Below are 21,086 nucleotides of genomic sequence, written 5' to 3' on the forward strand. Positions count from 1 at the left end.
CCGCCCCGCCCGTGGAGGCGCGCATGTCACGGAAACTGAGAAACGCCCTGGTCGCCGGTGCGGTGTCGGTGCTGGCGGCGGTGTCGCTGGCCGTCGCGGTCGGCTCCGCCAGTGCGGCGACCACCCCCACCGCCACCTTCACGAAGGTGTCCGAGTGGGGCTCCGGGTTCGAGGGCCGCTACACGATCACCAACGGCGGCAGCAGCACGCTGAACTCCTGGCAGGTCTCGTTCACCCTGCCCGCCGGCACCACCATCAGCTCGCACTGGGACGCCGCCCGCTCCGGCAGCGGCCAGCAGGTCGTCTTCGCCAACCTGTCCTGGAACGGCACCATCGCCCCCGGCGCGTCCGTCGTCTTCGGCTTCATCGGCGCGGGCTCCGGCAGCCCCACCGGCTGCCTGCTCAACGGCCAGCCGTGCACCGGCGGCACCCAGCCCAGCCCGTCGGCCTCGTCGCCGCGCCCGCCGTCACCGTCCGCGTCGCCCTCGAAGCCGCCGTCACCTTCGGCATCGCCCTCGGCCAGCCCCAGCGCCAGCCCGACCGCGAACCCCGGCACCCCGGTGGCCGCCAACGGCCAGCTGCGCGTGTGCGGGCGGCAGCTGTGCAACAAGAACGGCAAGGCGATCCAACTGCGCGGCATGAGCACCCACGGCATCCAGTGGTACGCCAACTGCGCTACCGCGGGTTCGCTGGACGTGCTGGCCAACGAGTGGAAGGCCGACGTGCTGCGCATCTCCATGTACATCCAGGAGGACGGGTACGAGACCGACCCGCGCCGGTTCACGGACCTGGTGCACAACTACATCGAGCTGGCCACCGCCCGCGGCATGTACGCCATCGTCGACTGGCACATGCTCGACCCCGGTGACCCGAACTACAACCTGGACCGGGCCAAGACGTTCTTCGCCGAGATCGCCCAGCGCCACGCGAACAAGGTCAACGTGCTGTACGAGATCGCCAACGAGCCCAGCGAGGTCAGCTGGTCCGCCATCAAGAGCTACGCCGACCAGGTCATCCCCGTGATCCGCCAGCGCGACCCGGAGGCCGTCGTTCTCGTCGGCACGCCGGACTGGTCCTCGCTGTCGGTGTCCGGCGACGGCAACGGCGTCGCGACCATCACCGCCAACCCGGTCACCGCCGGCAACCTGATGTACGTCTTCCACTTCTACGCCGCCTCGCACGGCACCGTGTACTACAACACGTTCGCCCAGGCCGTGGACACCCTGCCGATGTTCGTCACCGAGTTCGGCACCCAGCAGGCCACCGGCGACGGCCCGAACGACTTCACCAACGCCCAGCGCTACCTCGACCTGATGGCGGCCAAGAAGGTCAGCTGGGTCAACTGGAACTACTCCGACGACTTGCGCTCCGGCGCCGTCTTCACCACCAACACCTGCGCCACCGGCCAGTTCTCCGGCACCACCCGCCTCAAGCCCGCCGGCTCCTGGATCCGAGACCGCATCCGCACCCCCGACGACTTCTAACCCTCCTACCGCGTTGATCATGAACTTATGGCAGGGTTCGACGGCGTGTCGCTGCCATAAGTTCATGATCGACCGGGATGGTGGCGTTTTGCTGTAATGGCAAGGTTGTTTGCGGGTTGGCAGGGTGCGGCGGCAGGGTGGGGGTGGAGGTGGTCACCGTGGCCGATACGCAGGAGCAGCAACCGATCGAGATCATGTTCACCGCGGAGTTCTGGGACGAGCGGTATGGCTCCAAGGACCGGGTGTGGAGCGGGAACCCGAACCCGCACCTGGTCACCACCGTCGCCGGGCTCGCGCCGGGTGACGCGCTCGACGTCGGCAGCGGCGAGGGCGCCGACGCCGTCTGGCTGGCCGGCAAGGGCTGGCGGGTCACCGGCGTCGACGTGTCCACCGTGGCGCTGGGGCGCGCCGCCGCGCACGCCGTCGAGCGGGGCGAGCAGGTCGCCGACCGGATCAGCTGGCAGCAGGTCGACGTGCTGTCCTGGGATCCCGCGCCCGTCCAGTACGACCTGGTGTCGGCGCAGTTCATGCACCTGCCCCGGCCCGCGCTGGAGGCGCTGCACCGTCGCCTGGCCGCAGCGGTACGTCCCGGCGGCACGCTCCTGATCGTCGGGCACCACCCGTCGGACCTGGACACCACCATCGGCCGCCCCCGTTTGCCGGAGCTGATGTTCACGGCGGAGCAGGTCGCGGCCACGTTGGACGAGCGCGACTGGGACATCCGCGCCGAGACCCCCGGCCGCGAGGTCACCGACCCCGACGGCAACCCGGTCACCATCCACGACGCCGTGCTGACGGCGGTCCGCCGGAGCTGAACCGGGTGACCCGCTGGGCTCGATCGCGCCGCAGCGGGTCCCGGCCCGGCGTGGGTCAGGCCACGTAGCCGTTGAACACGTGCACCCCGTCAGCGGCGGCGGTCTCGCTGGCCCGGTTCGTGTTGAAGTACAGCTTGCCGTCGCTGATCCCGACGCCTTCGATCTCGAACAGCTCCGAGTACGCCGAGGAGGTGATGCGGAAGGACAGGTCGGTGGCGGCGGGCGCGGTGCCGGTCGTCGTCGGAGACACGTTCCGGTACACCAGCACGATGCTGCGGTTGTCCTTGGTCAGCGGGTAGTAGAGGACCTTCTTGGCCGCGTCGTAGAAGATCCCCTGGGTGAGGAAGGTCCCCAGATCCGCCACCGGGGCGCCGTTGACCAGGGCACCCTCGACCTGCAGGTCGAATGCCTTGGTCAGGTCGACGGTCCCGGAGGAGGCGCGCAGCGGCAGGCTGCCGTTGTAGATCGTGCGTCCGCTCTTGAACAGGAACGTGATCGTGGTGCCGCTGACCGACACCCGGTTGATCCCGGACGGCGCGAAGGCGGCCCCGTTGAGCCGGATCTGGTACGACCCGGCGTGGTAATAGGTGGTGCCGTCGTAGCGCAGCCGCACGAGCTGCGGCCCGTTCTCCTTCATGGTGACGACGAACAGGTGGTGCTGGGCGTCGATGTCGACGATCGTCATATCGTTGCCGTGCCCGAGCCAGGTGTTCGTCGTTCCGCCGTTCGTGCCGTTGGTCATCAGCACGCGCTCGCCAGTGGTCTTGTTGACCCGGTAGATGACGGACACGTCGTCGACATTGGTGTGGTTCTTGACGGAGTACAGGTAGGTCGATCCGGCGGCGAAACCCTGCACACCGGTGCAGCAGCTGGTGTTCGGTGTGTCGGCGATGTCGGTGTACGTGTTGTAGTAGGCGGCCTGAGCCGCCTGTCCGGTCAGCGCCAGTAGCCCGAGCACCAGGGCTACCGAGGTCGCCAGTCGTGCACCAAGTCGCATGTGTGTCCTCCCCGCAATCACGACGATGTGGGCCTGGTGCCCGAAGATCGTCGAGTGCAGGCTATGCCGAGCGGTCAGAGCGGGCAACGCGGGACGAACACGGCGAACGGCCGTGGCATACGGGAGAGGCCCGTACGCCACGGCCGTTCGTCCGTCAGACGCCGGCGGTGACCGGCTCGCGCACCGGCTCCTCGGCCGGGCGCAGCTTCTCGCCCTCCACGTCCACGTTGGGCAGGATGCGGTCCAGCCAGCGCGGCAGCCACCAGGCGGCCCGGCCGAGCAGCGACATCAGCGCCGGCACGATGGTCATGCGGACCACGAACGCGTCCACCAGCACGCCGAACGCCAGCGCGAAGCCGATCGACTGGATCAGCGTCTCACCGGAGAACACGAACCCGCCGAAGACGCTGATCATGATGATGGCGGCGGCGGTGACCACCCGGGCGCCGTGCCGGAAGCCGGTGATCACGGCGTCGCGGGCCGGCGCGCCGTGCACGAAGTCCTCGCGCATCCGGGTCACCAGGAACACCTGGTAATCCATGGCCAGGCCGAACAGGATGCCGATGAGCAGCACCGGCAGCATGCTCATGATCGGCCCGGTCTCCTGCACGCCGAACACGTCGCCGAGCCAGCCCCACTGGAACACGGCGACCACCGCGCCGAACGTCGCCGCGACGCTGAGCAGGAAGCCGAGCGTCGCCTTCAGCGGCACCAGCACCGACCGGAACACGAGCAGCAGCAGCAGGAACGCCAACCCCACCACGACCGACAGGTACGGCAGCAGCGCCTCGTCGAGGCGGGTGGACACGTCGATGGCCAGTGCGGTGACGCCGGTGACCGCGATGGTCGCGCCGGTCCCGGCGGTGATCGCCGCCCGCTCGTCGCGCAGCGTGTGCACCAGGTCGGCGGTGGCCTCGTCGTTCGGCCCGGTCTTCGGAATGACGGCGAGCAGGAGGGTGCGCCCGTCGGGGCTCACCCCGTTCGGGGCGGCGTAGAGCACGTTGTCCACTGCGGACAGGCGGGGGACGAGCTGGCCGACGGCGGCCTGCGGGTCGGCGCCCTCGGGCAGGTCGGCCACGACCACCAGCTCACCGTTGAAGCCCGGCCCGAACCCGGCGGTGACCATGTCGTACGCCTTGTGCTGGGTGGTGTCGGCGGACTGCATGCCGTCGTCGGGCAGGCCGAGGCGCAGGTCGGCGGCCGGGATCGCGAGCACGCCCAGTGCGGCCACGGTCAGCACCAGCACCGGGATGCGGAACCGCACGACGAACCGGGCCCAGCGCTCGCCCATCGGGACCGGGCCGCTGTCGGACTCCGGATCGGGGGTGGCGTGCCCGAACAGCCGGCCCTTGATCAGGCGGTCGCCGGTGAAGCCGAGCAGCGCGGGCAGCAGCGTGACCGCGACCAGCACCGCCACCGCGACCGTGGCCGCCGCCGACAGGCCCAGGCCGGCCAGCAGCGGGATGCCGACGATGGTCAGTGCGGCCAGCGCGATGATGACGGTGAGCCCGGCGAAGACCACGGCCGAGCCGGCGGTGCCGACGGCCCGCCCGGCGGCTTCCGCGCCGTCCTTGCGCACCAGCAGCTCGTGCCGGAACCGGGAGACGATGAACAAGGCGTAGTCGATGCCGACGGCCAGGCCCAGCATCAGCGCCAGGATCAGGCTGTTGGAGTTGATGTCGACGAAGCGCGAGGCGATGGCGACCCCGGACAGGCCGATGCCGATCCCGGCGATCGCCGTGAGCAGCGGCAGCCCGGCGGAGACCAGCGAACCCAGCGTGACGATGAGCACCAGCGCGGCGATGGCGATGCCGATGACCTCGACGACGCCGGTCTTCGGGTTGGCGCGCAGCGCGTCGCCGCCGACCTCCACGGTCAGCCCCGCGTCACGGCCGAGGGCGGCGGCGTCGAGCAGCGCGGCCCGGTCGCTGTCGGTCAGCTCCATGCCCTGCACGCCGTAGGTGACGTGCGCGAACGCGTAGCGCAGGTCGGGGGAGAAGGTCTTCGCGGTGTACGGGTCGATCACCCGCGCGACCTGGGGCGCGGTGTTCAGCGCGCCGACCACGCGGCCGACGGCCGCCTGCATGTCCGGGTCGGTCATCGTCTTGCCCTCGGGCGCGGCGAACACGACCCGGGCCCGCGCCCCGCCCGCGTGGGCCTCGGGGAAACGCTCGCCGAGCTGGTCGATGGCCCGCTGGGCCTCGGTGCCCGGAATGCTGAAGTCGTTGGACATCTTGCCGGAAAGCGTCGCCGCGCCGGCCCCGGCGAGTCCGAGCAGCAGCACCCAGAGGCCGAGGACGAGCCAGCGTCGGCGGTAGGAGAACCGGCCGATCCGGTAGAGGAAGGTCGCCACGTCGAGTACTCCAAACGAGGGATGGGTGGCTGTCATCGCGGCGAAACATGCTGTTCACGTGCATGTTCAGGGGTCGCCGCACCAGGGCCGACCCTAGCCGTTCGGCAAGGAGTGAGCAAGCCGATCGGCAAGGAATGAACCTGTCGATCGGCAAGTTTTCAGCTTGCCGATCGGCTGGTTTCCAGCTTGTCGACCGGCTAGGCGGAAGGCTGCTGATCAGCTAGATTTGCTCAGGACGGGTGACTTCCCCCGCCGTCGTTGATCTGGTAAGGAGGGTGCCGTGAGAGCTGCGACACACGCCGACTCGCGCGGCCCGGAGCGCACCCGGCAGCGCCTGCTGGACGAGGCCTGCCGGCTGTTCGCCATGCACAGCTTCGCCGGCACGTCGCTGCAGATGATCGCCGACACCCTCGGGGTCACCAAGGCGGCCGTCTACCACCACTTCAAGACCCGTGACGACATCCTGACCGCGGTGATCCAGCCCGCCATCGAGGAGATGCACGCGATCATCGCCGCCGCCGAGGCGCAGCGCACCCCGTCGGCGCGGGCCGATGCGATGCTGTCGGGCCTGGTCGACCTGACCGTCAAGCACCGCGGCCTGATCGCGATGATCGGCACGGACCCCGGCGTCACCAGCGCGCTGCAGAGCCACCCGGACGTGATGGAGCTGTTCCGCCGCCCCGGCGAGCTGATGGCCCTCGACGGCTCCGCCGAAGCCGAGATCAACGCGACGCTCGCCCTGGCCGGCATCGCCACCACCGCCTCCTCGCCCGTGATGCAGCACCACGACGCCGACGTGCTGCGCCACCACCTGCTCGCCGCCGGCCGCCGCATCCTCGGCCTGCGCGCCCGCAAACCCTGACTCCGCCCGCCGCCCACGCCCCGGTCCCGCGCCGCGTACGCTCAAGATCGTCCGATGTGCCTGGCACCTGCGCGTATCTTGAGCGTGGATACGCACAGGTGCCAGGCAAGTCCGACGGTCTTGGTGGCCGGCCGCGACACGGGGCGGCTGGGCGGCGATGGGAGCGCGGCGATGGAATACATGGTCGACATGCGGACCACGGTGCCGGAGGGCACCACCGAGGAGGGGGTCGCCGACATGCGCCGTCGCGAGGCGGCGCGGTCGGCCGAGCTGGTGGCGCAGGGTAGCCTGCTGCGGCTGTGGCGGCCCCCGCTGGCCCCGGGGGAGTGGCGGACCTGGGGGCTGTTCCGTGCGGACGACGCGGACCAGCTGGAGACCGTGCTCGCGTCGATGCCGCTGCGCGCCTGGCGGACCGAGCACGTCACGCCGCTGACGCCGCACCCGAACGACCCCGGCCAACCGGCGCGCTGACCAGGCACGGGTCCTGGCCCGCGCACAGCCGCAGGGATCGGGCGCGGGTCCTGGCAGGCGGCTGCGCTCGCGGGCCAGGTGGGCGCACGCTTAGGGCATCCGGTTCGACGCCGGTCGCGTCGGGCTGCTTGGCAAGCCGCAGACCAGCAGACGGAGACGATGCCATGAACACGCAGAAGGTCGCCGTGGTCACCGGCGCGTCCCAGGGCATCGGGGCGGCGCTGGTGGCCGCGTACCGCAAGCTCGGTCACGCCGTCGTCGCCAACTCGCGGTCGATGCCGCCGAGCAGCGATCCCATGGTGCTGGCGGTGGCCGGCGACATCGCCGACCCGGACGTCGCCGCCCGCGTGATCGACGAGGGCCTCGCCGCGTTCGGTCGCATCGACACGCTGGTCAACAACGCGGGCGTGTTCGTCGCCAAGCCGTTCACCGAGTACACCGCCGAGGACTACGACCTGGTCACCGGAGTCAACCTGCGCGGGTTCTTCGAGATCACGAAACGGGCCGTGGCCGCGATGCTCGACCAGAGCGGCGGCCACGTCGTCAGCATCACGACCACCCTCGTGGACCACGCGAACTCGCAGGTGCCCGCAGCGATGGCCGCGCTCACCAAGGGCGGGCTCAACGCGGTGACCCGATCGCTGGCCATCGAGTACGCCACCCGCGGCATCCGGGTCAACGCCGTCGCGCTCGGTGTCATCCGCACCCCGATGCACGCGTCCGGCGACTACGCCGCGCTCGCCGCCCTGCACCCCGTGGGCCGGGTCGGCGAGGTGGACGACGTCGTGGACGCCGTCCTCTACCTCGACCGCGCCGGCTTCGTCACCGGTGAGATCCTGCACGTCGACGGCGGCCAGAGCGCCGGGCACTGAGCCGCACCGCGTCCACCGGGGAGCCGAAGAACGATGAGCAGCGCATTCATTCGTACGCTGGGCGTCGACCTGCCGCTGATCGCCGCGCCGATGGCCGGCGGAGCCGGCACGCCCGCCCTGGTCGTGGCGGCCGCCCGCGCCGGTGGCCTGGGCTTCCTCGCCGCCGGCTACAAGACGCCCCAGGCGCTCGACGCGGAGATCACGACGGTCGGGGCTGCGGAGGTGCCGTTCGGGGTGAACCTCTTCGTGCCCAACCCCGTGCCGATCGACCCCGCCGCCCTGCGCCGCTACGCCGACCTGCTCGCTGCCGAGGCCGGCCGGCACGGCGTCACCCTGGACCCGGTGCCCGTCGAGGACGACGACCACTGGCAGGACAAACTCGACGTGCTGCGCGCCCGGCCGGTGCCCGTGATCAGCCTGACCTTCGGCATCCCGAGCCGGGCCGACCTGGCCGCGCTGCGCACCACCGGGGCGCTGCTGGTGCAGACGGTGACCAGCCTCGACGAGGCGAGGGCGGCCGCGGAAGCGGGCGTGGACGCGCTCGCCGTGCAGGCCACCGCCGCAGGCGGCCACTACGGTGCCTTCGACCCGTCCGCCCCGGTCACCGCCGCCGCGCTCACCGACCTCGTCGCGGCCATCCGGCACGCCGTGGACCTGCCGCTGATCGCCGCAGGAGGTCTGTCCTCACCGCAGGACGTGGCCGCCGTCGTAAGCGCGGGCGCGGACGCCGCCGCGGTGGGGACCGTCCTGCTGCGCAGCGACGAGGCGGGCACCTCCGCGGTGCACCGGGCCGCGCTCACCGACCCGGACCGGACCGGCACCGTCGTCACCCGCGCCTTCACCGGACGTCCCGCCCGAGCCCTGCGCAACGAGTTCACCGACCGGTACGGCGAGCTCGCCCCGTACGGCTATCCCGCCGTGCACCACCTCACGGCGGGCCTGCGCCGGGCGGCCGCCGCGGCCGGCGACCCCGAGCGGGTGCACCTGTGGGCGGGCACCGGCTACCGGCAGGCCGCGGACGGACCGGCCGCCGCGATCCTCACCGGCCTGGCCGACCGGCTCTGACCATACGAAGCGACCCGAGGGAGAACGACATGACCGGCGCCGAGGACCAGATCCTGACCACCGTGCTCGACCGCTGGAAGTCGGCCGTCGACGCCCACGAGCCGCAGCGCGTCGCGGAGAACTTCACCCACGACGCGATCTTCCAGGGCCTGCATCCGTACACGGTCGGACCCGGCGGCGTGGCGGAGTACTACGACAGCCAGCCGATCGGCATGACCGCCGCGTACCGCCTGCTGGAGACCCGCCGCCTCGCCGATGACGTGGTGCTGGGCTATCTGGCCGTCGACTTCTCGTTCACCGACCGTCCGACCAAGAACGTCTACCTCTGCGTCATCGTGCGCCGGGTCGGCGACGACTGGCTCGTCGCGCACTACCAGGTCTCGCAGCTGTGAGCCGCGGTCAGGAGACCGGGGCGAGCCTGCTGAGCAGCGTGCGGGCGGCCTCGGCGACCAGCGACCGGTCATAGCTGATGATCACGTCGAACTCGCGGTCGGCCTCGCGGGTCGCCGTGGTCGGCAACTGCCGGGCGAACAGGCCGCCCGAGAAGTAGCTGCCCAGCACGATCACCGACCACTCCCCGGTCAGCGGGTCGTCGTCCGACAGCGGGCCGCCGCGGATGCCCGGCGCGGGCTGCGGGGTGACGCCGTGTCCGAACACCGCGGTCAGCGCCCCTTTGCCGGCGATGGACAGGTACCGCTGCCGGGTGTGCTCGGTGAAGTACTTCGCGTCCTGGAACGCGCCGAGCAGCACCGATGCCTCGGGCGCGTGCTCGCTCATACTCTCCAGGTGGTTGCTGAGCGGAATGAGCTGCCGTTTCGTGGCCCGGGTGGCGCGGCGCCGCCGCCGGGCGACCTCGAACGGCGTGCGTGCCCCCGTGTTCGGCGCGGTGCTGTACGGCAGGTCGGTGTCCGGCCGCTCGAACTGTCCGGGCAGCGGGCCGGGTCGTCCCAGCAGCCAGCCCTGCCCGAGCGTCGCGCCCATCGAGATCGCCGCCGCCAGATGCCGCTCGGTCTCGATGCCCTCGGCGAGGATGATCGCGCCGGTGCGTTCGGACTCGGCCAGTACCGCGTTGACCACCTGCGCGGTCTCGTGGGTGGGGCGGCCCTGCACCACGTGCCGGTCCAGCTTGATGATCTCGGGGCTGAGCAGGGCGAGCAGCGACAGACTCGCCGGGTTCACACCGACGTCGTCCAGGGCGATGCGGGTCGACTGGCCGCGCACCCGGGCCACGGAGGTGAGCAGCGCGGCCGGGTCGTCGGACAGCGAGCGTTCGGTGATCTCCATGACGACCTGCAGCTCGCGCATGGCCGTGTCGATGGTGTCGACCAGCCCCGGCGGGCAGGCACTGCCCATGGTGGACGGCTCGACGTTGACGAACAGTGGGACGTCCCACGGCAGGCACGCGGCCATCGCCGCCCGGAACGCCGCCGCCCGCGCGACCCAGTCCAGTTCGGTGAGCCGGCCGGCACGCTGGGCCTGCGCGAACAGCTCGGCGGGGTTGCGCAGCTCGGAGCCCGCCGGTCCGCGCGCCAGCGCCTCGTAACCGGCGACCCGGCCGCTGCGCAGCGCGATGACCGGCTGGAAGACCGGGTAGACGGCACGTTTGGTCACCGTGCGGTCGAGTTCGGTGGGCCCGTCCTGCGTCACTGTGTCACCAGTCCCGCCACCTTATCTGTGTGTTTGTGCCGGTTGTAAGGCTAACGGCCGAACAGCCTCCGGCCCGGGACTTCCGCGTACTCCCATGGTGATCTTCACTTACACATCGTCGGAGACTGCACTTTCAGGGAAATTGCTGTTATGTCAGATCCAAATCCCGCAAAATACTCGGTCAGGGGCGGATGAGGACTTTGAGGGCGGTGCGGTCGGCCATGGCCTGGTAGCCCGCGGGAACCTCGTCGAGGCCGATGACCGTGTCGAACACCCGGCCGGGCTCGACTTCGCCGGCGAGCACGTCGGGGAGCAGTTCCTCGATGTAGGCGCGGGCCGGCGCGATGCCGCCGGTGAGCGTGACGTTGCGCCGGAACTCCTCGAAGCCCATCGGCACCTCCGGGTACTGCGGCGCGCCCACCCGGCTCACCGTGCCGCCCGACCGGGCCACCGCGAACGCCGTCTCGATGGCCGGGCGCAGGCCGACGCACTCCAGTACGGCGTGGGTGCCGTCGCCGCCGGTCAGCTCCAGCACCTTCGCCACGCCCTCGTCGCCGCGTTCGGCGACCACGTCGGTCGCGCCGAAGTCCCGCCCGAGGTCGGTGCGGCCCTGGTGGCGGCCCATGAGGATGATCTGCTCCGCGCCGAGGCGCTTGGCGGCCAGCACCGCGCACAGGCCGACCGCGCCGTCGCCGATCACGGTCACCGTGGTCCGCGGGCCCACCCCGGCGGTCACGGCGCAGTGGTGGCCGGTCGGGAACACGTCGGACAGCGACAGCAGGGAGGGCAGCAGCGCCGAGTCCTCGCCGACGGGCAGCTTGACCAGCGTGCCCTGGGCCTGGGGCACGCGGACCGCCTCGCCCTGGCCGCCGTCGACGCCGTTCGCGCCCCAGAAGCCGCCGTGCCGGCAGGAGGTCTGCAGGCCTTCGCGGCAGAAGTCGCAGGTGTTGTCCGCCCAGACGAACGGCGCGACCACGACGTCGCCCGCTGTCAGCCCGGAGACGTCCGCGCCGGTGTCCTCGACGACGCCGAGGAACTCGTGGCCGATGCGGTCGCCCTGCTCGCTGGCGGGCCGCGACCCGTACGGCCACAGGTCGCTGCCGCAGATGCAGGACCGCAGTACGCGTACCAGGGCGTCGGTGGGTTCGTGCAGCACCGGGTCGGGCACGTTCTCGACCCTGATGTCACCGGCGCCGTAGATCAAGGTGGCTCGCATGGCTCTCCCCGTTCCGTGATCCTCGCGGGCCCGGCCGGTGCCGACCTGGTCCAACGATCAGTATCGGCGCGGGGCGGCCGCGGTATCCGGTCATTGCGGGCAATGCGCACGGGTACCCGCGTGCGGCGGCCCGGGCTGGGGAGAACCCGGGCCGCCTGGTCGCGGCGTCAGTCTTCCTGGAAGTACGAGATCAGTCGGAGGATCTCCAGGTAGAGCCAGACGAGTTCGACGAGGATGCCGAACGCGCCGAGCCAGCCGTACTTGCGCGGCAGCCCGGCGGCGATGCCGTCCTCGATCTGCTGGAAGCTGACCACGAACATCAGCGCCGCCACCACGATGCAGACCAGCGAGAAGATGATCGCGATGCCGCCGCCGTCGCGCAGCGGACCGGCCGAGCCGGTGAACATGCTGATGACGAAGTTGACCAGCATGACCACGGCCAGCCCGGCCGCGGCCCCGATCACGACCTTCATGAACTTCGGCGTCGCCCGGACGATCCGGGCCCGGTACAGCGCGGCCATGATGAAGAAGACGCCCAGGGTCGCGATGACCGCCTGCAGGACGATGCCGTTCCACAGGGTCTCGTACGTCTTGGACACCGCGCCGAGGAACACGCCCTCGACGATCGCGTAGCTGAACAGGACGACCGGGTTGGTGATCTGGGCGAACGAGATGACCAGGCCCAGCACGAGTCCGACCAGCATCGCGGCGATCCACACCACGCCCAGCGACTGCGGCGGGACCAGGATCCAGGTGGCGGCGGCCGCGGCCACCGCCGTACCGATCAGGGACACGGTCTTGACCACGACGTCGTCGATCGTCATGACGTCGCGGGAGTGCTGGACGGTCTCGGGGTAGCCGTAACCGCCGGCCGGCTGCTCGTAGGTCTGGCCGCCGTAGCTGTAGGGCTGGCCGCCGGGCACGCTGTAGGTCGGCTGCTGCGCGGCGGCGGTGATCCGCCCGAGCACCGGGTTAGAGGACTTCACGCAGGGTCTCCTTCGTCTACGGGCGGGGTTGGTCCATCGGGGGTGGGTGGTGCGGGCCTCCGGCTAGGACAGGCCCGCACCACCCGCGATCGGCGGTCAGAAGTCTCCGAAGTCGCCTCCGAAGTCTCCGCCGCCGAAGTCGTCGAGACCGGCGTCGGCCACACCCGGGTCCAGGCCGGCCGCCGACGCGGCCTCACCCAGGTCGGGAGCCATCGCGTCGCCGATCATGTCGCCGATCACCATGCCGCCGAGGAAGCCCAGCGCCGCGCCGCCGACCCCGGCCGCCATCGCACCGGCCATGCTCGGCTTGCCCCGGTAGCCGCCGTACTTGTAGCCGCCGTGGTGTCCGCCGTGCCCGCCGTAGGCGTATCCGGGACGTCCGTGCCCGTAGGCAGGCTGGCCGTACCCCGGCTGGCCGTAGCCCGGCTGGGCCGGGGCGGGCGACTGCAGGAACGCGCCTGGGGCGGCCTGCGCGGGGGAGCCGAGCTTGTCCAGGGCGTTGGTCAGCCAGCGGTCGACCTCGGCGATCCAGCCGCCTTCGGTCTCGGCGAGCCGCGCCAGGTCGGCCGCCGACAGGTCGTGACGGTCGGGCGCGCCGAACCGGCCGGTGAGCTCCGCCAGCACCACGAGGCCGTCCCCGGCGGCGGCGACGGTGAAGGTGAGCAGCGGGATGTGCGGGCCGTGCTGCCCGCCCTCGGGCAGCGGGGCGTAGCAGGTGATCGCCTGCGCGGCGGGCACGGGCAGGCCGGGCACCCCGCCGGGACGCAGTTCGCTGCGGACGAACCGGCAGCCGATCGTGCCGAGCGCGTCCATGATGTGCTGCTGGACCGGCGCCGCGTCGATACGTGCGGGGTCGAAGTCGCCCTTGGCGCTGCCCGAGGCTACCGACACCTCGGTGCGCACCCCGACGCCGAGACCCGGCAGGGCCTGGCCGTACAGCGCGGTGAACGGCGCGTGCACCGGGACCGGCACCGTGAACGGCACGGCCTGGGTGCTGCCCGAGGGCAGGCGCAGGTGCTGCGCCACCTGGTAGCGGGCCAGCTCCAGCTCGCCGGCCGGTCCGGTCGCGGTGAGCAGCAGCGAGATCGCGGTGATGTCGGTGTCGGACTTGGCGCGCAGGTTCACGTGGCCGCTCAGCTGACCGCCCGGGACCGTGGTCTGCGGCGACAGCACGGTGTCCACCTCGACGCCGCCCAGTCCGAGCCCGGCGAGCAGTTTCTTGAAGACCATGGGTTTCCTCTCCTGTGGAACTCCGCCCCGGCCTCAGCCGCGGCGGTGGTGTGCGGGCGGCGTCGCCGCAGTACGCGGCAAGAGCGGGGGCGGCCAGGCGCGCCGATGGTGGAGTCCAGGTCCGCGAGGATCAGCACGGCGGTGCCAGTGCTCCTCGCCTCGGCCGCGGCGCTGTCGGCCCTGGTCTGGACCGGTGCCGTTGGCGGCGGGCGGCGGTAGGATCAGCCACGGGAGCGACACTAACACGTGAAACTGTACGGTTGCTGGAAAGGGGCTGCTCATGGCGCTGATGCGGATCGGCGAACTTGCCTCGGCAGCGGGCGTGAGCAATCGGACCGTCGACTTCTACACCAACCTCGGCCTGATCACCCCCGCCTCGCGCACCACCGGCGGCTTCCGGCTGTACGACCCGGCGACGGTCGAGCAGATCGCCACCGTTCAGCGGCTGGAGTCCAGCGGCATGGCCCTCGACGACATCGCCGCACACCTGCACGGCGCAGCCGCGGCCGACCTGGCCGGCGCGCTCGCCCGGCTCGACCACGACCTGACGGCGCTGCGGGCGCTGGCCGAGACCGCGGCCGGCACCGCGCACGGCCTCGCCACGACGCTCGCGGTGCGCGCCAATCAGCTGCTGACCGCTGCCGCGGAGCTGCTGGCCACGATGCCGCCGCCCTGAGCGCGGCATGCCTGGTCCGCAGGGCCGCGCGGACGGGGCGGTGTCCAAGCCGCGGGTCGGTTATGGTGCCGCGATGAGCGAACCGTCCGCCAAGGAGCGGCCTACCCTGCGTGCGCGGCTCGGGCGGCCCGAGAGCCGCTCGGCGGTCGTCTTCGCGCTGCTGGCAGCCCTCGCCGCCGGCCTGTACGCGGCGAGCATCGCGACCTGGGCCGCGTGGTGGACGATGCGCCCGCTGACCAGTGCCGAGGCCGTCGAGGTGCTCACCGAGCTGATGCCCGGCACCGACATCACCACCCACCTGGGCCCGGAGCCGGACACCGAGTTCGTCATCTACGGCGAGCCGCTCAGCTGGCGGAACCTCGACACGCTGCTGCTCGGCGACGGCGGGGAGTACAGCCTGACCGGGATCGGCGGGACACTGGGCCGGGACGTGGGCCCGGCGGAGCAGAAGCAGGTCCTCGACGGTGTCGTCGAGCGGCTGCGGGCGGGCGGCTGGAGCGTCGGCTACCCGAAGGTGACGTATCTCGACCCGTGCGGCACCGGATGCGACCCTGACACAGCCGCCCGGGAGACCGTGGTCTACGCGGGACGCGGCGACCAGGTCGTCAACGTGAGCGGCTTCGCCGCGGGCAGCAGCGGCAGCAACAACTTCGGCATCAGCCTGACCCGGGCGACCCCGCCGGCCGTGTATCCGGCCGCGGCCGTCGCCGGGCTGGTCGGCGCGCTGTCCGCCTGGTGGCTGTTCGCCTGGGCGAGTAGGCGCACCGCGTCGCGGCCCGCCGGGGGCGTGAAGACCTTGTTCGCGTTCGCGATGTTCCTGTGGTGGGCGCCGGTCGTGCTCGCCGCGCCGCTGGGCCTGCGGCACCACCTGAGCGAATGGCACTACTCCTGGCATCCGCTGTGGGAGTGGCTGGGCCTGCCCACCACCGGCCTGCTGTTCCTGCTGGGGACGGGGTTCGCGCTGCTCGCCCTCGCGGCCGCCGCGCTGCCGTCGCGGCAGCGGCCGTACGAAAGACCGGCGGAGGACCCAGCCGGCGTACCCGTCTGAGCGGCTGCCGCTGAGCCCGCTGTCGGCTCGCCGACACTGCGCCCCACTTATGGTCGTGAGTTCCTAACGTATCGGCGTGGCTGATCGCGGACCCCGGCTCCGGCCAGAGTGGACAGTCGCCGCGGTCTTCCTGGCCAGCGGCGCGGCCCTGCTGGTGTACATCCTGTCGGGCGTCTCCCTGCGCTGGACCTTCCTTGCGCTCGGCCTGGCCGCGGCCGTCGTGGCGACCGTCGTCATCCGGCGGCTGCCCGCTGAGCGCAGAGCCAAGGTGCTGCGCCGGATGGCGGTCGGCGCGGTCGCCGGGTTCGCCGCGACGCTGGCCTACGACGCGGTCCGGATCGCCCTGGTGGAGTTCGCCGGCCTGCGGCTGCGGCCGTTCGAGGCGTGGCGGCTGTTCGGGCTGGCCCTGGCCGAGACGGATCAGGACGCCACCTGGGTGTTCTTGCTCGGCGTCGCGTTCCACCTGTGCAACGGCATCGCGTTCGGAGTCGCGTACACGGTCGCGTTCGGACGACGCGGCATCTGGCCCGCCATCGTCTGGGCGCTGGTCCTGGAGACCTTCATGGTCTCGGTCTACCCGGGCTGGCTCGGGCTCAAGGCGCTCGACGAGTTCCTGTCGGTCAGCATCACCGGCCACCTCGTCTACGGCGTCGTGCTCGGCTGGCTCGCCAAACACCTGCTCGGCAGTTCCCGATGGGGAGAACATGACCGCGATTCCGGGGCCGACGAGCCCGCCCGATCCCCTGACCAGGCTCGCTGACGGCATCTGGGTCGGTGTGCCACTGACCCTGCGCAAGCTGTCAGCCGGCCTGGCGATGTCCACCGTCGACGGCCTCTACCTCGCCGCCCGCCCGGTCGTCGGCCTCGTCACGGTGCCTGCCGTGTTCCTGACCGGTCTGGTCGTGGGCGTGCTCCACCCCGGCTTCGAGTACGTCTTCACCGAGGCGCTCTGGCTGCTGCTGCTCATCGCGCTCGTCGGCGCGATCAGCGGCGCGCTCGGCTCCTACCTGACCCTCGGGTTCGCCCTCGGCGACCTGGCGCTGGGGGCGCACCCGCAGTGGGAGACCTGGCGCACCGACACCCTGCTCGACATCCCCGCGCAGTACGGCTCTCAACTGCTCACCTACGCGCTGTTCGCGATGCTGGCGGTCGGCGTGCCCATCGCCGCGAAGTCGTTCGCCGCCGAGTTCCTGCTGCCGCCGAGCGTGCCGAGAGCGGTGCGGGCGATGGTCGGCCTCGGCGCGCTCGTGGTCATCTCGGGGCTGCTGGTCTGGGTGTGGACCCAGTCGGCGCCGCTGCTGGTGCGGCCCGTGTTCGTCTGGGCCGGGGCCCGCCCGACCGTCGAGGCCATGTCGACGACGCAGGAGAGCGGCGGCTGGATCGTGTTCCTCGCGGTCGCGGCCACCATCGGCCGGGCCGTCGCGCAGGCGGTGCTGGCGAACCCGATCGGCAAGGGCGGCGGCCCCGACCGGATGACGCAGCTGGAGGACCGGTTCCGCACCGATGTCCCGGTGCAGCCGCTGGCCGGCCGCATTCCGCTGGTGCTGCGGCTGCTGATCCGCGCGGCGATCCTCACCGCGCTGCTGTCCGGCCTGTACGCCGCCTACTGGCAGGCCGGGCTCACCTTTCTCGTGCTGTTCGTCGCGCAGGTCATCGCCAGCCCGCTGCTGCCGCTGGACTTCGGGGCGTACGCCCGCTTCATCGCCAAGATCCCCCGGATCATCCGCCTGATCGTCGTGATGATCCCGGTGTACCTGCTCGGGGCGGTCGTCGTGCCGATGTTCCTGGACCAGACCAGCTTCTTCCCGTTCCTGCTGCTGGCGATCGTGTCGGCGGTGCTGATGACCCTGCTCAGCCCGCACGTCCGGGAGGCGCCGCCCGCGCCGCCTTCGCCTGCCGCCGCGCCCGGCACCGAGGAGCCGAAATGAGAACGACGACACGGGTGCTGGCCGGCGCCGCGCTCGGTGCGGGCGCGGCGGTGCTGCTGCTACCCGGCGCGGCGTACGCCGACAACTGCGGCAGCATGTCCGACTGCTACTACACCGCGCGGGCGGCGCTGGCCGCCCTGGTCGGCCTGTCCGTGCTGTTCGGCGTGCTGCTCAGCATCGGGCTGGACTTCGTGCCCGTGGTCGGCACGGTCAAGGGCGTCATCGAGGCGATCACCGGCAAGGACCTCATCACCGGCCAGGAGCTGGCCTGGTGGGAGCGCCTGCTCGGCATCGTGCCCGTGGTCGGCGGGATCGCCGGGGTCGCCGCCGGCATCTCCAAGGGCGCACGGGCCATCGACGACGTCGCCGACCTCGGGCGGGCCGTGGACCGCGCCGCGGACGCGGCCGAAGCCGCCCGCGATGCCGAACGCGCCGCCGAAGCAGCCCGCGAGGTCGAACGCGCAGCCGAGGCGGCCCGGGAGGCAGAGCGCGCAGCGGAGGCGGCACGCGAGGCGGAGCGCGCCGCCGAAGCCGCTCGGGAGGCAGAGCGTGCGGCCGAGGCCGCCCGGGAGGCGGAGCGCGCCGCGGAGGCGGCCCGGGAGGCCGATCGTGCCCGGGAGGCCGAGCGTGCGGCCGAGGCGGCGCGCGACGCCCACCAGCGCGAACTCGGCATGGACCCGGCGACGGGACGGTATCGCGCGGCGGAGGGCGAGACCGCGCTGCGCGTCGAGGACGCCACCGGGGTGGAGCTGAGCCGCTCGACCGATCCGAAGGTGGACTGGGTGGACAACGCCACCGGCAAGACCTACGACGCCGTGGGCAACTTCCCGTCCCGGCACTTCGACCAGCAGTGGCCCAACCTGCAGACCAGGATCGTCGACCACCTGGCCAAGGCCGATTACGTGCCGGTCGACGTCTCCCAGTTCACGCCCGATCAGATCGCTAAGGTACAGAAGTTCATCACCGACAACGGCCTCGCGCCCCGAGCATTCCTGGTAGGCAACTGATGTCCGGAACGATCGCGGTCGCCCCCGACAAGCGCTGGTCGGCGGCCGGCTGGCTGTTCGAGTGGGCCGTCGAGGCGTTGGCGGAGGACCTCGACGACGACGCCGCGGTCGCGTCGCTGCGGGAGATCGTCGACGACAACCTCGGCTGGCTGGGGCTGGACGACCTGTCCCCGGCGGCCCGCGCCGAGGTGCTGCGCCGGATCAGGACCGAGCTGGTCGACCGCGCCGACCGCGAGCTGCCGCCGACGCTGCCCCACCGCGCCGAGGCCGTCGACCTGCTGCGCGACCTCAGCCGACTCGCCGAGAACGCCTGACCCACCCGCGCCCGGCGTCAGTGGAGTTTGCGGGCGCGCAGGACGGTGTCGTGGAAGGTGTGCTCGTGGTCGGTGGCCGGGCGGTGGCGGGACTCGGCGACGACGATCTCCCAGTGGTCGGGGTCCAGGCCGGCCGCGACCTCGGCGGCGGTGAAGTGCACGTCGCGGACGGCGGCGGGGGAGATGCCGGGCCGCGGGTCCGACGGGTGGTGGCCGACGATCAGCAGGGTGCCGCCGGGCGCGACCGCCGCGGCGAGCCGGGCCGCCAGGGACTCGCGGGACGACGTCGGGTGGACGTAGAGGGAGCAGACCAGGTCGAACCGCTCCGCGGGCGGCGTCCAGTCGGACAGGTCGGCCTGCAGCCAGTCGATGCGCCCGGCGGCCGCCTCGTCGGCGTTCTGCGCGTGTGAGCGCGCCCGGCGCAGTGCGCTGTCGGCGATGTCGAGCGCCGTGACCTGCCAGCCCTGGGTGGCGAGCCAGATCGCCTCGGCTCCCTCGCCGCACCCGGCGTCCAGTGCCGTGCCGGGCGTCAGTTCCGCGATCTCCGCGACCAGCTGCGGGTTGGCCGGTTTGCCGTGACCTGCGGCGTGCCCATGGTCTGCGCCGTGGCCGTGAGCTGCGGCGTGGCCGTGCTCACCGGCATGGCCGTGGCCCGTGGCACGGCCATGGTAGTGGTCTTCCCAGTACGCCTTGCTGAACTCCTCGGTCATGCCGGTCCCTTTCGCGCTGCCCTGTGGGTGGTCACGGATGGGCCGTGGCCAGGTGACAACCATGTGAGACGATCGGCCGCGTCCGCAAATCCTGTTGCCGATCTGGCAAAGTTGGGGCATGGACGACGACCTTGATCAAGCCCTCGGCGCGGTAGGGCCGCGGCTGCGCGCGCTGCGACAGCAGCGGGAGACCACGCTGGCCGACCTGTCGACGGCGACCGGGATCTCGGTGAGCACCCTGTCCCGGCTGGAGTCCGGCTCCCGGCGGCCGACGCTGGAGCTGCTGCTCCCGCTCGCCCGGGCGCACGGTGTCACGCTCGACGAGCTGGTCGACGCCCCGCCGACCGGCGACCCGCGCATCCACCTGCGGCCGGTGACCCGGCACGGGATGATCATGTTGCCACTGACCCGCCGCGCGGGCGGGATCCAGGCGTACAAGCTGGTGATCCCCGCCGAGAGCCGCCGCCGGCATCCGGAACTGAAAACCCACGAGGGCTACGAATGGCTGTACGTCCTCAACGGCCGGCTGCGCATGGTCCTCGGCGAGCACGACCTGGTGCTGTCGCCGGGGGAGGCGGCCGAGTTCGACACCAGAGTGCCGCACTGGTTCGGCGCGGCCGGTCCGGAGCCGGTCGAGTTCCTCAGTCTGTTCGGCACCCAGGGCGAGCGTGCCCACCTGCGGGCGGCGCCGAAGCCGAAGGACACCGCCGAGCGGTGACGGCGGCCGCCGTCGAGATCGGATCGTGACCGCCATTGCCCCGTACGCGTAACGCCTATATTATCTATCGAAGTTATAGGAATATGCGGACACGCATGCTGCGCGCCTGCTGCCGGTCGCGCCGTCACGAGCAGGAATCCATGGGGCCGTGCACATTTCAGCGCGACACGACTATGCGGTGCAGGCCATGCTGGCCATCGCCGCGGCCGGCGGCGGTCCGGTGAAGACCAGCGATCTGGCTGCCATGCAGGGCATCCCCGTCAGCTACCTGCCGTCGATCCTCGCCGACCTGCGCCGCGCGGAGCTGCTGAGCAGCCGCCCCGGCACCGACGGCGGCTTCAGCCTGGCCCGGCCGATCGCGCAGATCAGCGTCGGCGACATCATGCGAGCAGTCAGCGGAGCGCTGGCCAGCGTGCGGGGCCGTCCGCCGCACACCATCACGTACACGGGCGCGGCCACGGCACTGGCCGGCCTCTGGCGTTCGGTCCACACGTTCACCAGCGACCTGCTTGACAGCACCACCCTCGACCGGCTGCTCGATGCCGACCGGGCGCTCGCCGCGGCGAGCCCCGATCACGACCGGGCCGGCGGCGGCACCGGCGGACCCCGGCCGTGACGGGGCGGGCGGGGTCTGTGCAGAAAGGAGCCTCCGGGCGGGCGGTGGCCGGATCGGCGTTCGCCACGCCC

At 71.8% G+C, this 21,086-nt stretch carries 22 protein-coding genes; 15 read left to right on the forward strand and 7 right to left on the reverse strand.

What is annotated here, in order from left to right; translation table 11 throughout:
* Nucleotides 1–23 precede the first annotated feature (23 nt).
* On the forward strand, nt 24–1,484 hold the full coding sequence (locus AB0B66_RS12485) for a cellulase family glycosylhydrolase (protein WP_360527314.1): 1,461 nt from the start codon (nt 24–26) through the stop codon (nt 1,482–1,484).
* 194 nt (nt 1,485–1,678) lie between these two features.
* Nucleotides 1,679–2,299: a methyltransferase domain-containing protein gene (locus AB0B66_RS12490; RefSeq protein WP_360528228.1), complete on the forward strand. Its 621-nt coding sequence runs from the start codon at nt 1,679–1,681 to the stop codon at nt 2,297–2,299.
* Between the two features lie 55 nt (nt 2,300–2,354).
* Here the strand turns inward: AB0B66_RS12490 and AB0B66_RS12495 are convergent, their stop codons facing one another.
* Both AB0B66_RS12495 and AB0B66_RS12500 read right to left on the reverse strand, forming a co-directional pair.
* Entirely contained in the window at nt 2,355–3,296 is a 942-nt protein-coding gene (locus AB0B66_RS12495; protein WP_360527317.1) for a hypothetical protein, read from the reverse strand.
* Nucleotides 3,297–3,450: 154 nt separating this feature from the next.
* Entirely contained in the window at nt 3,451–5,649 is a 2,199-nt protein-coding gene (locus tag AB0B66_RS12500) for an MMPL family transporter (protein ID WP_360528231.1), read from the reverse strand.
* A 280-nt stretch (nt 5,650–5,929) separates the two neighbouring features.
* Here AB0B66_RS12500 and AB0B66_RS12505 point away from each other — a divergent pair, with 280 nt between their 5' ends.
* From AB0B66_RS12505 to AB0B66_RS12525, 5 genes are all read left to right on the forward strand, one after another.
* Nucleotides 5,930–6,511 (forward strand): TetR family transcriptional regulator, encoded by a 582-nt coding sequence (locus AB0B66_RS12505; RefSeq protein WP_360527320.1) that lies wholly within the window; start codon nt 5,930–5,932, stop codon nt 6,509–6,511.
* 171 nt (nt 6,512–6,682) lie between these two features.
* Complete coding sequence (locus AB0B66_RS12510) at nt 6,683–6,982, forward strand: muconolactone Delta-isomerase family protein (RefSeq protein ID WP_360527323.1); 300 nt, start codon at nt 6,683–6,685, stop codon at nt 6,980–6,982.
* A 164-nt stretch (nt 6,983–7,146) separates the two neighbouring features.
* Nucleotides 7,147–7,854, forward strand: coding sequence for an SDR family oxidoreductase (locus tag AB0B66_RS12515; protein WP_360527326.1), 708 nt, complete (start codon nt 7,147–7,149; stop codon nt 7,852–7,854).
* Between the two features lie 33 nt (nt 7,855–7,887).
* Nucleotides 7,888–8,919 (forward strand): nitronate monooxygenase, encoded by a 1,032-nt coding sequence (locus AB0B66_RS12520; protein WP_360527329.1) that lies wholly within the window; start codon nt 7,888–7,890, stop codon nt 8,917–8,919.
* Between the two features lie 29 nt (nt 8,920–8,948).
* Nucleotides 8,949–9,311, forward strand: a complete 363-nt coding sequence (locus AB0B66_RS12525) for a hypothetical protein (RefSeq protein ID WP_360527332.1) — start codon at nt 8,949–8,951, stop codon at nt 9,309–9,311.
* A 7-nt stretch (nt 9,312–9,318) separates the two neighbouring features.
* On the opposite strand, the gene AB0B66_RS12530 is transcribed toward AB0B66_RS12525, so the two are convergent.
* From AB0B66_RS12530 to AB0B66_RS12545, 4 genes are all read right to left on the reverse strand, one after another.
* On the reverse strand, nt 9,319–10,566 hold the full coding sequence (locus tag AB0B66_RS12530) for an EAL domain-containing protein (RefSeq protein WP_360527335.1): 1,248 nt from the start codon (nt 10,564–10,566) through the stop codon (nt 9,319–9,321).
* 181 nt (nt 10,567–10,747) lie between these two features.
* A complete protein-coding gene (locus AB0B66_RS12535; protein WP_360527338.1) occupies nt 10,748–11,782 on the reverse strand; it encodes an alcohol dehydrogenase catalytic domain-containing protein in 1,035 nt (344 codons plus the stop codon).
* 167 nt (nt 11,783–11,949) lie between these two features.
* On the reverse strand, nt 11,950–12,768 hold the full coding sequence (locus AB0B66_RS12540; RefSeq protein ID WP_360527341.1) for a Bax inhibitor-1/YccA family protein: 819 nt from the start codon (nt 12,766–12,768) through the stop codon (nt 11,950–11,952).
* A 96-nt stretch (nt 12,769–12,864) separates the two neighbouring features.
* The gene (locus AB0B66_RS12545; protein ID WP_360527344.1) at nt 12,865–13,998 is read right to left on the reverse strand and encodes a sporulation protein; all 1,134 of its coding nucleotides are present in this window, start codon (nt 13,996–13,998) and stop codon (nt 12,865–12,867) included.
* 280 nt (nt 13,999–14,278) lie between these two features.
* On the opposite strand from AB0B66_RS12545, the gene AB0B66_RS12550 reads away from it, so the two are divergent.
* The 6 genes from AB0B66_RS12550 to AB0B66_RS12575 all read left to right on the forward strand — a co-directional run bounded on the left by AB0B66_RS12550 (nt 14,279) and on the right by AB0B66_RS12575 (nt 18,971).
* Nucleotides 14,279–14,674 carry a MerR family transcriptional regulator gene (locus AB0B66_RS12550; protein ID WP_360527347.1) on the forward strand — a complete coding sequence of 132 codons (396 nt, stop codon included), beginning with the start codon at nt 14,279–14,281 and terminating at the stop codon, nt 14,672–14,674.
* Between the two features lie 73 nt (nt 14,675–14,747).
* Entirely contained in the window at nt 14,748–15,722 is a 975-nt protein-coding gene (locus tag AB0B66_RS12555) for a hypothetical protein (protein WP_360527350.1), read from the forward strand.
* A 76-nt stretch (nt 15,723–15,798) separates the two neighbouring features.
* The gene (locus tag AB0B66_RS12560) at nt 15,799–16,482 is read left to right on the forward strand and encodes a DUF6789 family protein (RefSeq protein WP_360527353.1); all 684 of its coding nucleotides are present in this window, start codon (nt 15,799–15,801) and stop codon (nt 16,480–16,482) included.
* Nucleotides 16,427–17,650: a hypothetical protein gene (locus AB0B66_RS12565; RefSeq protein ID WP_360527356.1), complete on the forward strand. Its 1,224-nt coding sequence runs from the start codon at nt 16,427–16,429 to the stop codon at nt 17,648–17,650. The genes AB0B66_RS12560 and AB0B66_RS12565 overlap by 56 nt, the downstream gene beginning before the upstream one ends.
* Nucleotides 17,647–18,657, forward strand: a complete 1,011-nt coding sequence (locus AB0B66_RS12570) for a pre-toxin TG domain-containing protein (protein WP_360527359.1) — start codon at nt 17,647–17,649, stop codon at nt 18,655–18,657. Before AB0B66_RS12565 ends, AB0B66_RS12570 begins: the two co-directional genes overlap by 4 nt.
* The gene (locus AB0B66_RS12575) at nt 18,657–18,971 is read left to right on the forward strand and encodes a hypothetical protein (RefSeq protein WP_360527362.1); all 315 of its coding nucleotides are present in this window, start codon (nt 18,657–18,659) and stop codon (nt 18,969–18,971) included. Before AB0B66_RS12570 ends, AB0B66_RS12575 begins: the two co-directional genes overlap by 1 nt.
* Before the next feature lie 17 nt (nt 18,972–18,988).
* On the opposite strand, the gene AB0B66_RS12580 is transcribed toward AB0B66_RS12575, so the two are convergent.
* Complete coding sequence (locus tag AB0B66_RS12580) at nt 18,989–19,681, reverse strand: class I SAM-dependent methyltransferase (protein ID WP_360527365.1); 693 nt, start codon at nt 19,679–19,681, stop codon at nt 18,989–18,991.
* A gap of 118 nt (nt 19,682–19,799) precedes the next feature.
* On the opposite strand from AB0B66_RS12580, the gene AB0B66_RS12585 reads away from it, so the two are divergent.
* Together AB0B66_RS12585 and AB0B66_RS12590 are read left to right on the forward strand one after the other, a co-directional pair.
* Nucleotides 19,800–20,399, forward strand: coding sequence for an XRE family transcriptional regulator (locus AB0B66_RS12585; protein ID WP_360527368.1), 600 nt, complete (start codon nt 19,800–19,802; stop codon nt 20,397–20,399).
* A 148-nt stretch (nt 20,400–20,547) separates the two neighbouring features.
* On the forward strand, nt 20,548–21,015 hold the full coding sequence (locus tag AB0B66_RS12590; protein ID WP_360527371.1) for an Rrf2 family transcriptional regulator: 468 nt from the start codon (nt 20,548–20,550) through the stop codon (nt 21,013–21,015).
* The last annotated feature ends 71 nt before the right edge of the window (nt 21,016–21,086 follow it).

This window comes from Catellatospora sp. NPDC049111, assembly GCF_040648615.1.
Lineage (GTDB): Bacteria > Actinomycetota > Actinomycetes > Mycobacteriales > Micromonosporaceae > Catellatospora > Catellatospora aurea.

Bases quoted from the DNA above. Each gene is read 5' to 3' on its own strand.
- AB0B66_RS12570 (WP_360527359.1), top strand. From the start codon at position 17,647: ATGAGAACGACGACACGGGTGCTGGCCGGCGCCGCGCTCGGTGCGGGC.
- AB0B66_RS12515 (WP_360527326.1), top strand. From the start codon at position 7,147: ATGAACACGCAGAAGGTCGCCGTGGTCACCGGCGCGTCCCAGGGCATC.
- AB0B66_RS12525 (WP_360527332.1), top strand. From the start codon at position 8,949: ATGACCGGCGCCGAGGACCAGATCCTGACCACCGTGCTCGACCGCTGG.
- AB0B66_RS12575 (WP_360527362.1), top strand. From the start codon at position 18,657: ATGTCCGGAACGATCGCGGTCGCCCCCGACAAGCGCTGGTCGGCGGCC.
- AB0B66_RS12555 (WP_360527350.1), top strand. From the start codon at position 14,748: ATGAGCGAACCGTCCGCCAAGGAGCGGCCTACCCTGCGTGCGCGGCTC.
- AB0B66_RS12580 (WP_360527365.1), bottom strand. From the start codon at position 19,681: ATGACCGAGGAGTTCAGCAAGGCGTACTGGGAAGACCACTACCATGGC.
- AB0B66_RS12490 (WP_360528228.1), top strand. From the start codon at position 1,679: ATGTTCACCGCGGAGTTCTGGGACGAGCGGTATGGCTCCAAGGACCGG.
- AB0B66_RS12520 (WP_360527329.1), top strand. From the start codon at position 7,888: ATGAGCAGCGCATTCATTCGTACGCTGGGCGTCGACCTGCCGCTGATC.
- AB0B66_RS12545 (WP_360527344.1), bottom strand. From the start codon at position 13,998: ATGGTCTTCAAGAAACTGCTCGCCGGGCTCGGACTGGGCGGCGTCGAG.
- AB0B66_RS12535 (WP_360527338.1), bottom strand. From the start codon at position 11,782: ATGCGAGCCACCTTGATCTACGGCGCCGGTGACATCAGGGTCGAGAAC.
- AB0B66_RS12550 (WP_360527347.1), top strand. From the start codon at position 14,279: ATGGCGCTGATGCGGATCGGCGAACTTGCCTCGGCAGCGGGCGTGAGC.
- AB0B66_RS12510 (WP_360527323.1), top strand. From the start codon at position 6,683: ATGGAATACATGGTCGACATGCGGACCACGGTGCCGGAGGGCACCACC.
- AB0B66_RS12565 (WP_360527356.1), top strand. From the start codon at position 16,427: ATGACCGCGATTCCGGGGCCGACGAGCCCGCCCGATCCCCTGACCAGG.
- AB0B66_RS12585 (WP_360527368.1), top strand. From the start codon at position 19,800: ATGGACGACGACCTTGATCAAGCCCTCGGCGCGGTAGGGCCGCGGCTG.
- AB0B66_RS12485 (WP_360527314.1), top strand. From the start codon at position 24: ATGTCACGGAAACTGAGAAACGCCCTGGTCGCCGGTGCGGTGTCGGTG.
- AB0B66_RS12495 (WP_360527317.1), bottom strand. From the start codon at position 3,296: ATGCGACTTGGTGCACGACTGGCGACCTCGGTAGCCCTGGTGCTCGGG.